Raw genomic sequence first — 13,586 nt, 5'->3', positions numbered from 1 at the left:
GTTATTATAAAATTAAATATAATAACACATGGGGATACATTGCAAAATCATACGTAAGTACGTCTGCAACTTCAGCAGTGGTTAAAATACCGGTTGCATCTAGTACATTAGCTAGTACAACCAAAACTGGGGTAGGCAGTACAAAAGTATGGTATTTAAATGTACGTAAAACAGCAGCTACAGGTAATAATATTATTGGTTCAATTAATCCAACAAATAATATAAGTTTATATGGAACTCAAAATGGTTATTATAAAATTAAATATAATAACACATGGGGATACATTGCAAAATCATACGTAAGTACGTCTGCAACTTCAGCAGTGGTTAAAATACCAGTGGTATCTAGTACAACCAAAATAGGGGTAGGCAGCACAAAAGTATGGTATTTAAATGTACGTAAAACAGCAGCTACAGGTAATAATATTATTGGTATTATTAATCCAACAAATAATATAAATTTATATGGAACTCTAAATGGTTATTATAAAATTAAATATAATAATACATGGGGATACATTGCAAAATCATTCGTAATTACTTCAAAAGTTACAACACCAGTACCAAGTACAGCTTCTCAAAAAAAATCTCTAATAGCAAATGCAGGTAAATTAATTGGAATACCTTATATATGGGGTGGTACAACAACTAGTGGTTTTGATTGCTCAGGACTTGTACAGTATATTTATAAGAGTATCGGTGTTAATTTACCTAGAACAACTTATCAGCAAGTAGGAGAAGGTAGTGCTGTTAGCATAAATAATCTCGAAGTAGGAGACTTAGTTTTTTTTATAGGCAATGCGCATGTAGGAATATATGTTGGAAATAACAAATTTATAGAAGCTCAAAAAAGTGGTACACTTGTACATATAGAAGCCCTAAGTGGTTATTGGAGAACATCGTTTGTAACAGGAAGAAGAATACTTTAAAAATTAAGATATAATAGAGATCGTAAATAGCAACATAGCTTGTCTGTTTAACTTCCAAACTTTGAAATGTTTCAGATCAGTGGATCATTTAAATAGTCAAATGGGAAAAATTTCAAGCAAAATAAAGGGCATTGAAATTTCTGATATACAAATGAATATTGTTAGTATTCTCACACTATAAGCATATTAAAAGTTTATTTTATTTCGCCTCATCCCTATATTTAATACAAGGCCTAACAACATAAAACTTGTTAAAAGAGAACTGCCACCATAACTCATAAACGGAAGTGTTATTCCTGTAATAGGCATAATTCCTATATTCATCCCTATATTTTGTAAAATTGAAAATAACAAATTAGATACAAGTCCTACACTTATTACAGTTCCAAAAATATCTTTGGAGTTTTTTGCAATTTTAATTAATCTATATATAACAATACCATATAATAATAGTAATATTAGTACACCAATAAGCCCCCTTTCTTCACTTAAAACAGCAAAAATAAAATCAGTATAATGTTCTGGAATGTTGTTAAACTGCACTCCTTTTAAGAAACCGGTACCGGTTAGTCCGCCTGAACCTACAGTTAATGTTGATTGAGCAAGCTGGAGTCCACTTGATGATGTATTTTGAGTAGGATCCAAAAAAGACGTAAGCCTTACCTTTTGATAAGGTTTTATAATTGATGAATTCCATACACCTATAAGTAACAGTAAAATAGAAATCATTCCTGCAGTTATTATTTTCCAGTCTAGTCCTACAATAAAAACTATTCCGAGTACTATAAAGAAACTAACCATAGTCATTCCCATATCCGGTTGTCTAAAAATTAGTATCATTGGAATTGCTGCATACATTATTAATTGTAATAAATTTTTAGGATTATCAATTTTTCCTTCCATTTCATCTATCTTCTTAGCTAGCATTATGATCATTCCAATTTTAGCAAACTCTGAGGGTTGTACTGCCATGCTACCAATATTTATCCAAGATTTAGCCCCATTTATAGTAGAACCAAAAAAATGATTAATTATTAAAAATATAACACCAGCCCAATATATTATGACAGCATAATTTTCTATCAATATATAATCAAACAATAAGAAAAAATATACCATAATAAGACCTAATATTAAAAATATGCCTTGCAATTTAATATAGCGATTTCCATAAACGTTATAAGTAGCACTATAAATAGTTACACATCCCAAAATCGCAATACAGATTACAGCTATAATTGTAATGTAATCAAATTCTCTTAAAAATTTTTTATTAAGTTTTAGGTTTTTTAAAAGCTTCATGGTTTAAACTACCTCCCTGTTGTTTATTGTTTCTTTTTTATGGAGTTCATAACCAACTTTATGATACTTCACATTTTTTTATGATTTTTTTAACTAGTTATTTCCATAATAGGATATCCCCCAAGGCCTCATTTCGTGGGTTCAATATCTTCACTTTCGTTTCGGCTCCAAGGAAGTAGACACAGGTTAATTATAACAATGAAAATAAATTTATTCCCATTTAAGAAAAAATACCACGCCTTTGCAGCTCGCACAAAATATAATTATATCATATTAATATATAAACTACATGTATATTGATAAAAAATGAATTTAATGGTTGTTTTTGCTGTATTATATGTTAATTTAAAATTATAACAATTTGATTACATTTTTTAGGCGATGCATCTGACCCCATTGTAAAAACTGGAACGTAGTGACTAGTTTCTATGTTAAAATTGCAGCACCGAAGTCGATTAATATAGTTTTATCAAAACCCCATCATGAGCTGATAAAAGATAGCAGAGTATGTAAATACCAAAGTCTAAAGAATACAAGTATGGATACTATAAAGTGGCTTGAGAAAAGACCTCATTTATTAGAAAGGGTAGATGGTAGAAACATTCCTACTCAGGCTTTACAGGTAACTAAAAAGGTATCACTCGCCACTAAGGAAAATAGATTTCTAAAGTTTATGCTAATAACTATAATTCGCAAGATAGATAGTTTTATAGGAACATACGTTATCTATAAACAAACTTGATAGCGACAAGGCTTATGGAAGAGTTCTTAGACAAGCTAATAAATGAATCTTCTTATTCAACCTTTGAAAGATCACTTGAGCCTATAGGGCGAGAGAATTATATAAAAGTTGTGAAGAGAAATACTATAAAGGATATACCTAGTGAGTCGGAGGAAGATTATTATGTTTTTAAAATTGAGGGATGGGACAAGCTCTGTAGAAAAATTGAAGTAAGGGGTTATCAGGTTCGAAGGTTGATTTATACTACTGAGTATTTACTTCATAATGTGGTGATAGTAACTGAGCTTTGTATAAAATCTAAAGAAGAGTATAGATTGTGGCGAGAGCTTAGGAGAGTAAGTTCATTAACTGAAACAGAAATAGGTGGAAGCATTGATAAGGATAGTAGAATTAAAGGATTTTCTATTGAGGGAATTAGGATATTTATTAAAGATGAGGAAATCAGGGTATAGTACAATGGGAAATCGTATGGTTTTAGTAGGGGAGAGTTTGGTAGGTGACCTAGGCATGTAATGGAGAGGATATATAAGAATTAAGAGGTGGATAACATGGGTATGCTTATTAATTTTGATCATTGGGAGATTGATGAAGATTCTCCTTTTGGAAGTGGAGCCAGTGAGAAAAAATGGCTTATTAATTCTGAAACAAAGCAAAAGGGGATATTTAAATTTCCTAAGGGTGTGTATATAGGAAGCCGACTGGAGAATATTGGGCCGAAAAAGTTGCGTATCAATTAGCTGAAGTTTTAGGTATTGAGTGTGCTAAAGTTGATATAGGTATATTTAGAGGCAGAGTAGGGTCTATGAGTTATATGATATTAAAGGAAGAGGAAGAACTAATAGAAGGAATTCAATATATTACTAATATATATATAACAGAAGAACCATATTCCATAAAGATGATACTCCAATCAATTAAGGAAACAGGCTTAGAAAATGATTTTTTAATTATTCCAATCTTTGATGCATTAATAGGTAATAGTGATAGACATCACAGTAATTGGGGTATAGTAAGAAATAAAATAAATGAAGAAATAAGAATATCACCATTATATGTTTTTTTAGTACGGAGAAGAAAAAAAATCATAGATATATATTATGGAGAAGAGGAGGCAGAAGAATGAGTGGAATTAATAATAGAGAACATCTTTATTTAATTTGGAAAGATTATAAGACAAAAAACAGATATATAATTGGAGAATTATCAAAAAATGGTAAGTATGAATTCAAATATAGAATTAAAGAGCTAGATAATGCAATTAAGAATGGGTTTAAACCATTAATAGCATTTGCAAATATAAATGAAGTTTATGAAAGTTATGATATGTTTCCTGCCTTTTCAAGTAGGCTACCAGATAAGAGAAGAAAAGATGTAAAAGAAATACTAGCAAAATATGGTTTAGAAAAATATGATGTTTTTGAACTTTTAAGAAAAAGTGGGGGGAAGCTACCTATAGACAGTTTAGAATTTGTAGATCCAATATTTTTAGATGAAAAAGTATTGAAAGTGAACTAAGTATTATTGATTTTAGAAAGCAATTTCTTCTTACTAATAAGTTGAAGTAGATTATTGGTGGTTGGTGGCTAAATCCTCCATGTATCTATCAGAATAAAAAAGAATCAGAGCAAACAAAATAAATGTTTGCTTGCTTCTTTTTTTTAGCATCTTGTCTTCTATTAATAAAGAAATATAGCCTTATTTTTGAGGATTTTAGTTTTAAATGTTATTATATATGGTAATATAATAACTATATATAACTTAGAAAGGGTGATAAATATTATGGGAATACTAGATAAATATGATGAATCAATAAAATTAACATATAATTATGCATATAGAATATTAGTTCATTTAAAGAATATCACAGATAATTTTAGTAATATAAAAAACCCAGATGATATAACTATGGAAGTGTATAGAGATTCAATTATTAAAAAGTATGAAACACTAGAAGACTTAACTTGGAAGTTACTTTCTAAGATATTTAAATCATCTGGTTTAGAGATAAATAATCCAAGAGGGTGTTATAAACAAGCGTTTAAAGAAGGATTAATTAATGATATAGAAATTTGGAACGATATTTTATTATCAAGAAATTATACATCTCATATTTATGATGAGCAAAATTATGAAGAAATTAAAAATAAGATAATAAGTGATTATACAGGTGCCATAGAAGATCTATTAAGTAACCTTTCAAAAGTGGTAATGTGATATGTATGGAATAGATAAAAAAGTATATAAAAGCTTGATTAATTATTTCCTGAATAATAACAATATAGAGAAAGTAATAATATTTGGGTCAAGAGCAAAAGGAACAGAAAATATAAATTCAGATATAGACTTATGTGTAAGTTATATAGGTAAAAGCAAAGGAACTATTGTAGAGGAAATTAATGATGTAATAGGAATATATTCTTGTGATATTGTTTTTCTAAATTCATTAAATGAGAATATAAAAAAACAAATTGATAGGGATGGGATTGAAATTTATTCTAAAGTTAGTAGTAGATAATTTTAAATTATTTCTAAATTAGTGAGTTGTGCCAACCGAGTTTATTATATACTAACATAAGAACCAAAATAACACCCAAAGGTAGAGGTGGAAATGGGTTTATGAATAGAATGTTCGAATAAGAGAGATACGCAAATTATATTGTGTATCTCTCTTATTTACGCTATTAATTATTTTTAATGATGAAATAAAATGAAATATTTTACAAAATAACTTGAAACGTAATTTCAAAAATGTTAATATGAGGTTATAAAATAAAATAATTCCAAAAGGAAAATATTGATTAATATAGGAGATAATATGAATAATTTAAATTTAAAAAAACTAATAACAGAAAGTAGAAATGAAAATACCATGAACATAGATACGGTTTCAACTTTAGAAATGGTGAAAATAATAAATAATGAAGATAAAAAGGTAGCAGGGGCTGTGGAAAAGGAACTTCCTAAAATAGCAATAGCCATAGATAGCATAGCCCAAAGAATGCATAAAGGTGGGAGGTTAATTTACATAGGGGCAGGAACGTCAGGAAGACTTGGTATTTTAGATGCATCGGAATGTCCACCTACCTTTGGGACACCAGAAGAACTGGTACAAGGGATTATAGCCGGAGGAAAGGAAGCGATTTTTAGAGCAATAGAAGGGGCTGAAGATTCTAAGCAGATCGCAGAATCAGATTTAAAAAGTAAAGGACTAACTGAGAATGATGCAGTAGTAGGAATTGCAGCATCAGGCAGAACGCCATATGTAATAGGGGGACTTGAGTATGCAAATGAAATAGGAGCATTAACCATTTCGGTTACTTGTAATGCTAATTCGCCAGTTTCTGCGGTAGCAAAAATATCAATAGCACCAGTAGTTGGAGCAGAAGTTGTAACAGGTTCCACAAGACTTAAATCAGGAACGGCTCAAAAACTGGTATTAAACATGTTATCAACAGGAGCTATGATAAAGCTAGGCAAAGTATATGGTAATCTTATGGTAGATGTAAAATCAACTAATGAAAAATTAACACAGAGGGCTAAATTGATAGTATGCGAGGCAACGGGCATAGATATTGAAGAAGCAACGGAAGTATTAAGTAAAACGGATTTTGATGTAAAGCTTGCAATATTTATGATATTATCAAAACTTAATAAAGAACAGGCAAAAATTAGATTAGATTTAAATAAAGGATATATAGCAAAAGCGTTAAAACATAATTAGGGGGAAATTATTATGACAAATAGAGATATAGCTAAAAATTTAGTTGAGTTAGTTGGGGGCAAAAGTAATATAATATCTGTTATAAATTGTATGACCCGTTGTAGGCTTCAACTTAAAGATTCTTTAAAGGCAAGAATAGGAGAAATAAAAAAATCAGAAGGAGTTCTTGGAATAGTTGAGACTGATGGGGAGTTACAAGTTATTTATGGTCCGGGTAAGGTAAATAAGATAACTGACGAAGTAAATAAAATAATTGAAAAAAGTGTACTTTTAGGTGAAGATGCAGTAGCAGAAACTAAGGGTAAATTAAAACAAAAGAATAATACTAAATTTAAGAATATGCTTAAGAGATTGGGAAGTATTTTTATTCCATTAATACCGTTATTTGTAGCGTGTGGACTAATTCTTGCGGTGAATAATATAGCAGGAGTCTATTTTGGAGTTGAATATAAAACTACAACTGCAGCTAAAATAATAGGACTTATAGGTAATGGCGTATTCTCAATATTATCAATTTTAGTTGGTGTAAATACAGCTAAGGAATTTGGTTCACAAATGCCAATGATGGGAGGAGTGTTAGGTGGTATTCTATCATCAGCAGAACTTGCAAAGATAACTCTTTTTGGCAAAGCATTAACACCAGGACGTGGAGGAATTATTTCAGTAATAATAGTAGTAGTTTTAGCTTGTTTTATTGAAAGGACGTGTAGAAAATTTGTACCAGATGTATTAGATTTATTTGTTACACCACTTCTTACACTTACGATTTCAGTTTTAGCGGCATTATGTATACTTCAACCAATTGGAGGGTTTATTTCTTATAGTATAGGAATAGTTGTAGCAAAAACAATAGCGTCAAATAATATGGTTGTTTCAGTTATTTCGGGAGGGATATCAGGAGCGTTATTCTTACCCCTAGTTATGACAGGAATGCATCAAGCATTAACTCCAATACATGCAGATTTAATAGCTAATGTAGGATTTACAGTATTACTTCCAGTACTTGCAACGGCTGGAATGTCGCAGGTAGGGGCTACTATAGCAGTATTAAGAAAAACAAAAAATGAGAGACTTAAGAAAGTAGCTAGGAATGGATTAGTACCAGGATTTTTAGGAATAGGGGAACCGTTAATATATGGAGTAACATTACCACTTGGAAAGCCATTTCTTGGAGCTTGCCTTGGAGCAGGAGCAGGCGGAGCGGTTATGGCAATGTTTAAGGTTGGAGCCGTTGCAATAGGCGTATCGGGACTACCACTCGCATTATTAATTGCAAATGGGAAAATTGGATTATTCTTAATAGGTGTAGTGGTATCGTATATAGGTGGATATTTCTTTACTAGTATATTGGGTTTTGAAGATCCGGTGGATTAATAATTTAGAAGAGACCTTCACGGGTCTTTTTTAATAATTTTAATTAATGCAGATTCTCAAGAGATGATTTAAGGAGGAATTTTTATGAGTTACGGTATTTCAATTTATTTTGGGCTAGATAATACAAAGCAAGAGAATATAAGATTATTAAAGGAGGCTCATAAGCTTAAATTCTTTAGAATATTTACCTCGTTTCAAATACCAGAGGCAAATTATAGTATTTTAAAGACTGAGGCACAAGAATTTTTCAAGTTAGCTAAAGAATATGATATGGATATAATAACTGATATATCTCCTAATACTTTTAAACTTTTAGATTTGCAGAATATGGATTTGAGCGGACTTAGCGGTATGGGGGTTAAGACTATAAGAATAGATTTTGGGTATAGTGAAGAAGAAATATCTAAGATGACTAATAACCCTTATGAAATTAAAATTCAGTTAAATGCATCAACAGTAACTGAAGAATTTTTTGAAAAATTAGATATATATTTACCTAACTATAAAAATGTTGATGCACTGCATAATTTTTATCCTAGAGTGGGGACAGGTATTTCAGAAGAATGTATGAAAGAGAAAAATGCTATATTAAGTAAAAGGAGAATTATGGTTTCAGCTTTTGTACAATCTAATAATAAAAGGAGAGGTCCGCTATTTGATGGATTACCAACACTTGAGGATCATAGAGGACTCGAGGTACGGGAAGCTGCAAATCATTTATTTGCCCTTGGAAATCAATCTGTATTTATAGGAGATTCACTTCCTAGTAAAGCGGAGTTAGAAGATTTATCTGGATTACGACCTGATGTAGTAGAACTTTTTATAGAATTAAAAGAAAAAGATAATATAACTTTAAGATTATTAAATGAAACTTATACCCAAAGGCAAGATGAGGCTCGAGATGTTATAAGAGCTAGCGAAAGTAGATTACTTCTTAATGAAGACAAAATAAAGTCATTAAATACAGGTGATAAAAAGTATGGAGATATTACTATAGATAACCAGAATTACAAAAGATATATGGGAGAATTACAAATATTAAAAGTGGATCAAAAAGGCGATTATAGGACAAATGTTGTAGCATCTGTTTTACAAAAGAATATTTATCTATTAAAATATATAAAGGGTGGAAAAAAATTTCACTTTAATATAATAAATAATTAAAATTTAATAGGATGTGGTTTTATGGATGTATTAAGATACATAAAGCAAAATTATGAGAGTTTTACAGATAGTGAAAAACTAATAGCAGATTATTTATTAGAAACTAAGGAAAGTATCATAACAATGTCAGCTAAGGATCTAGCGAGTATTACTAAAACATCGGCACCAACAGTAGTTAGATTTGCTAAAAAAATGGGTTTTAACAGTTTAAATGAAATGAAACTTAAGCTATCTATAAGTTTAGATAAAAAGGATCAATCTACTCAGTTTCAATATTTAAAGGGTGATCTAGGAACAAAAAGTATAATTTATGCAATAAAAGATTCAATAGATTCAATCATGCAGCAGACAGTTAGCGTGTTAAAGGAAGAAGAATTGGATAAGGCAATCGAGTTACTTATTAACGCGAAAAACATATATATCTATAGTGTTGGTGTATCAGCTTTAGTAGGACAGGATTTTTATTATAAGTTAAGCAGAATAAATAAGAGATGTATATCACACATAGATACCCATTTGCAAATGACAACATCTGTATTAATGCAACCAGGTGATGTAGCCCTGGCAATATCTTACTCTGGTGAAACAAAAGAAGTTATTATATGCGCTCAAAATGCAAAAAAGAGGGGAATTCCAGTAATAGCAATAACAAAGGCTAGCATAAATAATAATATAGCTGATTTATCAGATGTGGTGTTACATGTCCCTGAAGTAGAAAAATCTTTAAGGGAAGGCGCAATTAGCTCGAGAATATCACAACTAGCAATAATAGACATGTTATATATAGGAATGACTAGAAATAATATAAAAGAAGTAGAAGAAAAGTTAATTGAAACAAGAAAAGCAGTTAAAGGGATTTATCATTAAATAAGTTATCTTGATTATATAAAAGCGACCTAGAGTCGCTTTTGTAATTAATTAAACTTTTGATTTTTGTTTAATATTTACTATATTCGCTTCTCCATTAGTAACTTTTTGAGAATCATTCATAAGCTCACAGGTTTCTCCACCTGTAAATACTACAATGATGTCAGTAGATGGTACTTTGTTTTTAATAGTTTCTAAATCAAACTTTATAAGTAAATCACCAGCTTTAACTTTTTGGCCAGTAGTGACAAAAACCTGGAAACCTTCACCCTTAAGAGTTACAGTATCTATACCAATATGTAGTAAAATCTCTATATCATTATTACATTTTAAACCCACGGCATGTAATGTTGGAAAAATCATTCTGATTTTACCTTCAACAGGAGAATATACTTCTCCTGTTGAAGGCTCTATAGCAAAGCCATCGCCTAAGCATTTAGATGAAAAGGTCTCATCAGGCACTTCTGTTAAGTTCTTTAATATTCCACTAGCTGGAGATACAATTTCAAACTTTGATTTTTTCAAAAAATCAAACATATTTTCAAACCTTCTTTTAGTTTTTATATTTTTATATAAAGTATAACATACCAAAACAGTAAATTAAAACCATTTAAGTTATTTAAGGTTAAAATCTATACTTACCAAGTTTGTGATAAAATATTTCTTAAAATTGTTATACATTATTTCTATTAGGGTTGTGTGGCTAATTATGTTTGTTATATAATTATGGTATACTTGGTAAGATACCTTAGATAAGTATGAAATGCTAAAATAGATAATATGGATAACTTTAGAAAAATATTTTAAATATACTAAAGAATAGAGAGAAAAGCTTACGAAATTTTAAGTAATGAAAAAACTAGAAAGCAGTATGATTCAATAAATAATTTGGATTCTGATGTGAAAGAAAATTATAGCTTAGCAAGAACCTATATGGAAGAAGAATTAAACAAAGCAATTAAAATGCTTCAAAAGATGAAGAAAGAAGATTCAAAATCTCTAATAGTAAAAGTATTGCTAGCAGAAGCATATTTAAAAAATAGTAACAGTGGTAAAGCTCTAATAATATATGAAGAATTGACTTTGGAGGAACCGGAAAACTCAGCATTTGCAGGATATTTAGCTAATGCTTATTTAAACAGAGGTTGGCATAAAAAGGCTATTTTAGTCTACAATAAGGCAATAGAATGTGGAAAATAATTATAAGATTAGTAACCTCCCACTTATTGCAATACAGATTCATCTTTCATTAAAATATGAGGATTTTACAAAGCCTATAATGATAGCATCAATATGCTCACTAGGTGGATTCTTTATAGGAGCTATAATCGGCATAAGATATTTATGGCCATGGGCTCTTCAAAAAATTCCAATGGATCTTTCAGGTGGAGGCATAGAAGGGGTAATTCCTAAAGCTATTTACATTCTTTACTGCTTAATTTTTGCAGGAGTAATAGTAACAATTGGAATTAAAAAGTTTGAAAACATGGAAATTAAATAAGATTATTACAATCCCTGATTTTAGATGAAAAATCATTAATTAAGCATATAATTCTTAAAATAATCACTTATATCTTTCAGTTATAAAAGCAGTTAATATTTATACCCTTGGTAAAAATAAAAACACTTTTGATGGCTATTGTATAAATTCTATTAAAACCAATTTTAATGCTCTTCTAAAAGGAAAAATAAAACACTATAGAGAAGTTCCAAATTCATACCCCATAAGCACGAGTGCAGGTGCAGAGTATAATTTTACATTAGAGGATGAGGTCATCGCTTACGAAGAGGTTAAAATGCTTTATTGTGCCTTAGAAAAGTTGGATCTATCTGAAAGGTCCATAGTTGAAAGATTTTATTTCGTTAAGGATACTCTTAACGAAATAGCTTGTGATAGTAGCCAGAGTTATAATAATTTATTACGGGCTAAAAGCAAGGCCTTAAAGAAACTTAGAAATTCCTTTAGGGTTTTACTTATATATATGGAGGAAGAGAGAGGTTTTGAGATTTTGGGGAAGATTATTTTATTAAAGGATTGTTTTATATGCTTACGCTCTTGAATGGATACTTTTGATTCAATATAATTTTCCGTTATATTGTATGCCTCTTATCGTTTAATCTATAAAATTCTTTTTTTGAATATATGTTATATATGGTATAATCGAACAAATAAGCTGATTTGAACTTGTAAAAAATTGTGGTGCTAAAGATTACTTATATAATTGGTGTAGGGGGAGTTATATTTATGAAAAAGTCAAAACCATTAGTAAAAGGAGATAAAGTTGCAGTTATAAGTATGTCAAGTGGTATGCTTGGTGAAGATTCTTCAAAACATGAATTAGATTTGGGACTAAAGAGAATAAAAGAATTTGGATTAGTACCTGTTGTAATGCCAAGCGCATTAAGAGGAATGGAGTATTTGAAAAATCATCCAGAAGCCAGAGCACAGGATTTAAAAGATGCTTTTTATGATACATCCATAAAAGGGATTATCTGTGCAATTGGAGGAGATGATACATATAGAACATTGCCTTATTTATTAGATGATAATGATTTTATTAATGCTGTTCATAATAATCCTAAATTATTTACAGGCTTTTCAGATACGACAATTAATCATTTAATGTTTTATAAACTTGGAATAGGGACTTTTTATGGACCTACTTTCGTTTGTGATTTAGCCGAATTGGATAAAGAAATGTTACCATATACAAAAAAAGCGTTTTTAAAGTATTTTGAAAGCCATAAAGAAGATTGTATAGAATCAAGTAATGTATGGTATGAGGAACGCACAGATTTTTCTATGAAAGCAGTAGGCACAAGCAGAGTAAAACATTTGGAAAAAAGAGGATATGAAGTTTTACAAGGAAAAGGGAAATGTAATGGAAGACTTCTGGGTGGTTGTCTTGAAAGTTTATATGGTATATTAACCGGTACACGATATGACGATGAAAAGGTTATATGTGAAAAATACAGGTTATTTCCAACATTAAAAGAATGGAAGAATAAAATATTATTCATTGAAACTTGTGAAGAAAAACCAAAACCAGAATTATTTGAAAAGGAATTAATTGCTTTAAAAGATACAGGTATATTTGATGTCATAAACGGAATTATTGTTGGAAAGCCTCAAGATGAACAATATTACGAGGAATATAAAGAAATCTATTATAAGATTATCGAAAATAAAGATTTGCCAATTATATATAATGTGAATTTTGGTCATGCACAGCCAAGATGCATCATTCCATATGGAATTGAGGTAGAGGTTGATTTAGAGATAAAGGTTATTACGTTAAAGGAATCTATATTTGCATAATTTGAAAGTTGGATTAGGCGCCATCTTCATAAACTACGGGGAGATATGGAGATATTATTATATAATACTAAGTAATTTAGAATGTGGATAAAGTTGTAAATCATGCATAATTGGAGTGTATTTTCTCAATTAGACACCTTTTATGCAGTGATTATAGTAGGTTATTGC

At 30.0% G+C, this 13,586-nt stretch carries 18 protein-coding genes; 16 read left to right on the top strand and 2 right to left on the bottom strand.

Annotation, left to right across the window (positions count from 1 at the left end; all coding sequences use genetic code 11):
* A partial coding sequence (locus KPL54_RS19795; protein ID WP_216108262.1) for a C40 family peptidase occupies positions 1-929 on the top strand: 929 nt, incomplete at its 5' end.
* Positions 930-1,115: 186 nt separating this feature from the next.
* Here the strand turns inward: KPL54_RS19795 and rodA are convergent.
* On the bottom strand, positions 1,116-2,231 hold the full coding sequence (rodA, locus tag KPL54_RS19790) for a rod shape-determining protein RodA (RefSeq protein ID WP_216108261.1): 1,116 nt from the start codon (positions 2,229-2,231) through the stop codon (positions 1,116-1,118).
* Between the two features lie 415 nt (positions 2,232-2,646).
* On the opposite strand from rodA, the gene KPL54_RS19785 reads away from it, so the two are divergent.
* The 11 genes from KPL54_RS19785 to KPL54_RS19735 all read left to right on the top strand — a co-directional run bounded on the left by KPL54_RS19785 (position 2,647) and on the right by KPL54_RS19735 (position 10,099).
* Positions 2,647-2,973 carry a DUF2357 domain-containing protein gene (locus KPL54_RS19785; protein ID WP_216108260.1) on the top strand — a complete coding sequence of 109 codons (327 nt, stop codon included), beginning with the start codon at positions 2,647-2,649 and terminating at the stop codon, positions 2,971-2,973.
* A 14-nt stretch (positions 2,974-2,987) separates the two neighbouring features.
* Entirely contained in the window at positions 2,988-3,425 is a 438-nt protein-coding gene (locus KPL54_RS19780; RefSeq protein WP_216108259.1) for a hypothetical protein, read from the top strand.
* 96 nt (positions 3,426-3,521) lie between these two features.
* Positions 3,522-3,710: a hypothetical protein gene (locus KPL54_RS19775; RefSeq protein ID WP_216108258.1), complete on the top strand. Its 189-nt coding sequence runs from the start codon at positions 3,522-3,524 to the stop codon at positions 3,708-3,710.
* 65 nt (positions 3,711-3,775) lie between these two features.
* Positions 3,776-4,096: a hypothetical protein gene (locus tag KPL54_RS19770; protein ID WP_216108257.1), complete on the top strand. Its 321-nt coding sequence runs from the start codon at positions 3,776-3,778 to the stop codon at positions 4,094-4,096.
* On the top strand, positions 4,093-4,488 hold the full coding sequence (locus KPL54_RS19765; RefSeq protein WP_216108256.1) for a hypothetical protein: 396 nt from the start codon (positions 4,093-4,095) through the stop codon (positions 4,486-4,488). Before KPL54_RS19770 ends, KPL54_RS19765 begins: the two co-directional genes overlap by 4 nt.
* Before the next feature lie 261 nt (positions 4,489-4,749).
* The gene (locus tag KPL54_RS19760) at positions 4,750-5,187 is read left to right on the top strand and encodes an HI0074 family nucleotidyltransferase substrate-binding subunit (protein ID WP_216108265.1); all 438 of its coding nucleotides are present in this window, start codon (positions 4,750-4,752) and stop codon (positions 5,185-5,187) included.
* Position 5,188: 1 nt separating this feature from the next.
* Positions 5,189-5,488, top strand: a complete 300-nt coding sequence (locus tag KPL54_RS19755; RefSeq protein ID WP_216108255.1) for a nucleotidyltransferase family protein — start codon at positions 5,189-5,191, stop codon at positions 5,486-5,488.
* Positions 5,489-5,788: 300 nt separating this feature from the next.
* The gene (gene murQ / locus KPL54_RS19750) at positions 5,789-6,694 is read left to right on the top strand and encodes an N-acetylmuramic acid 6-phosphate etherase (RefSeq protein WP_216108254.1); all 906 of its coding nucleotides are present in this window, start codon (positions 5,789-5,791) and stop codon (positions 6,692-6,694) included.
* 12 nt (positions 6,695-6,706) lie between these two features.
* Entirely contained in the window at positions 6,707-8,068 is a 1,362-nt protein-coding gene (locus KPL54_RS19745) for a PTS transporter subunit EIIC (protein WP_216108253.1), read from the top strand.
* 84 nt (positions 8,069-8,152) lie between these two features.
* Entirely contained in the window at positions 8,153-9,232 is a 1,080-nt protein-coding gene (locus KPL54_RS19740) for a MupG family TIM beta-alpha barrel fold protein (protein WP_216108252.1), read from the top strand.
* 21 nt (positions 9,233-9,253) lie between these two features.
* The gene (locus KPL54_RS19735; protein WP_216108251.1) at positions 9,254-10,099 is read left to right on the top strand and encodes a MurR/RpiR family transcriptional regulator; all 846 of its coding nucleotides are present in this window, start codon (positions 9,254-9,256) and stop codon (positions 10,097-10,099) included.
* Positions 10,100-10,150: 51 nt separating this feature from the next.
* On the opposite strand, the gene KPL54_RS19730 is transcribed toward KPL54_RS19735, so the two are convergent.
* The gene (locus KPL54_RS19730; protein WP_216108250.1) at positions 10,151-10,636 is read right to left on the bottom strand and encodes a PTS sugar transporter subunit IIA; all 486 of its coding nucleotides are present in this window, start codon (positions 10,634-10,636) and stop codon (positions 10,151-10,153) included.
* A 363-nt stretch (positions 10,637-10,999) separates the two neighbouring features.
* On the opposite strand from KPL54_RS19730, the gene KPL54_RS19725 reads away from it, so the two are divergent.
* From KPL54_RS19725 to KPL54_RS19710, 4 genes are all read left to right on the top strand, one after another.
* Positions 11,000-11,299, top strand: coding sequence for a tetratricopeptide repeat protein (locus KPL54_RS19725; RefSeq protein WP_216108249.1), 300 nt, complete (start codon positions 11,000-11,002; stop codon positions 11,297-11,299).
* Entirely contained in the window at positions 11,289-11,600 is a 312-nt protein-coding gene (locus KPL54_RS19720) for an ABC transporter permease (protein WP_216108248.1), read from the top strand. The genes KPL54_RS19725 and KPL54_RS19720 overlap by 11 nt, the downstream gene beginning before the upstream one ends.
* A 295-nt stretch (positions 11,601-11,895) precedes the next feature.
* A complete protein-coding gene (locus KPL54_RS19715) occupies positions 11,896-12,159 on the top strand; it encodes a hypothetical protein (protein ID WP_216108247.1) in 264 nt (87 codons plus the stop codon).
* A 185-nt stretch (positions 12,160-12,344) separates the two neighbouring features.
* Entirely contained in the window at positions 12,345-13,418 is a 1,074-nt protein-coding gene (locus KPL54_RS19710) for a S66 family peptidase (protein ID WP_216108246.1), read from the top strand.
* Positions 13,419-13,586: the final 168 nt, after the last annotated feature.

It is taken from the genome of Clostridium estertheticum, assembly GCF_018861295.1.
Classification (GTDB): Bacteria; Bacillota; Clostridia; order Clostridiales; family Clostridiaceae; genus Clostridium_AD; species Clostridium_AD estertheticum_D.
This window is presented reverse-complemented; position numbering and strand designations above follow the sequence as displayed.

What these genes read in the sequence shown, in the direction of transcription:
- KPL54_RS19745 (WP_216108253.1), top strand. Translation starts at nt 6,707, where the DNA reads ATGACAAATAGAGATATAGCTAAAAATTTAGTTGAGTTAGTTGGGGGC.
- KPL54_RS19780 (WP_216108259.1), top strand. Translation starts at nt 2,988, where the DNA reads ATGGAAGAGTTCTTAGACAAGCTAATAAATGAATCTTCTTATTCAACC.
- murQ (WP_216108254.1), top strand. Translation starts at nt 5,789, where the DNA reads ATGAATAATTTAAATTTAAAAAAACTAATAACAGAAAGTAGAAATGAA.
- KPL54_RS19735 (WP_216108251.1), top strand. Translation starts at nt 9,254, where the DNA reads ATGGATGTATTAAGATACATAAAGCAAAATTATGAGAGTTTTACAGAT.
- KPL54_RS19770 (WP_216108257.1), top strand. Translation starts at nt 3,776, where the DNA reads ATGAGTTATATGATATTAAAGGAAGAGGAAGAACTAATAGAAGGAATT.
- KPL54_RS19715 (WP_216108247.1), top strand. Translation starts at nt 11,896, where the DNA reads ATGCTTTATTGTGCCTTAGAAAAGTTGGATCTATCTGAAAGGTCCATA.
- KPL54_RS19740 (WP_216108252.1), top strand. Translation starts at nt 8,153, where the DNA reads ATGAGTTACGGTATTTCAATTTATTTTGGGCTAGATAATACAAAGCAA.
- KPL54_RS19775 (WP_216108258.1), top strand. Translation starts at nt 3,522, where the DNA reads ATGGGTATGCTTATTAATTTTGATCATTGGGAGATTGATGAAGATTCT.
- KPL54_RS19765 (WP_216108256.1), top strand. Translation starts at nt 4,093, where the DNA reads ATGAGTGGAATTAATAATAGAGAACATCTTTATTTAATTTGGAAAGAT.
- rodA (WP_216108261.1), bottom strand. Translation starts at nt 2,231, where the DNA reads ATGAAGCTTTTAAAAAACCTAAAACTTAATAAAAAATTTTTAAGAGAA.
- KPL54_RS19755 (WP_216108255.1), top strand. Translation starts at nt 5,189, where the DNA reads ATGTATGGAATAGATAAAAAAGTATATAAAAGCTTGATTAATTATTTC.
- KPL54_RS19710 (WP_216108246.1), top strand. Translation starts at nt 12,345, where the DNA reads ATGAAAAAGTCAAAACCATTAGTAAAAGGAGATAAAGTTGCAGTTATA.
- KPL54_RS19730 (WP_216108250.1), bottom strand. Translation starts at nt 10,636, where the DNA reads ATGTTTGATTTTTTGAAAAAATCAAAGTTTGAAATTGTATCTCCAGCT.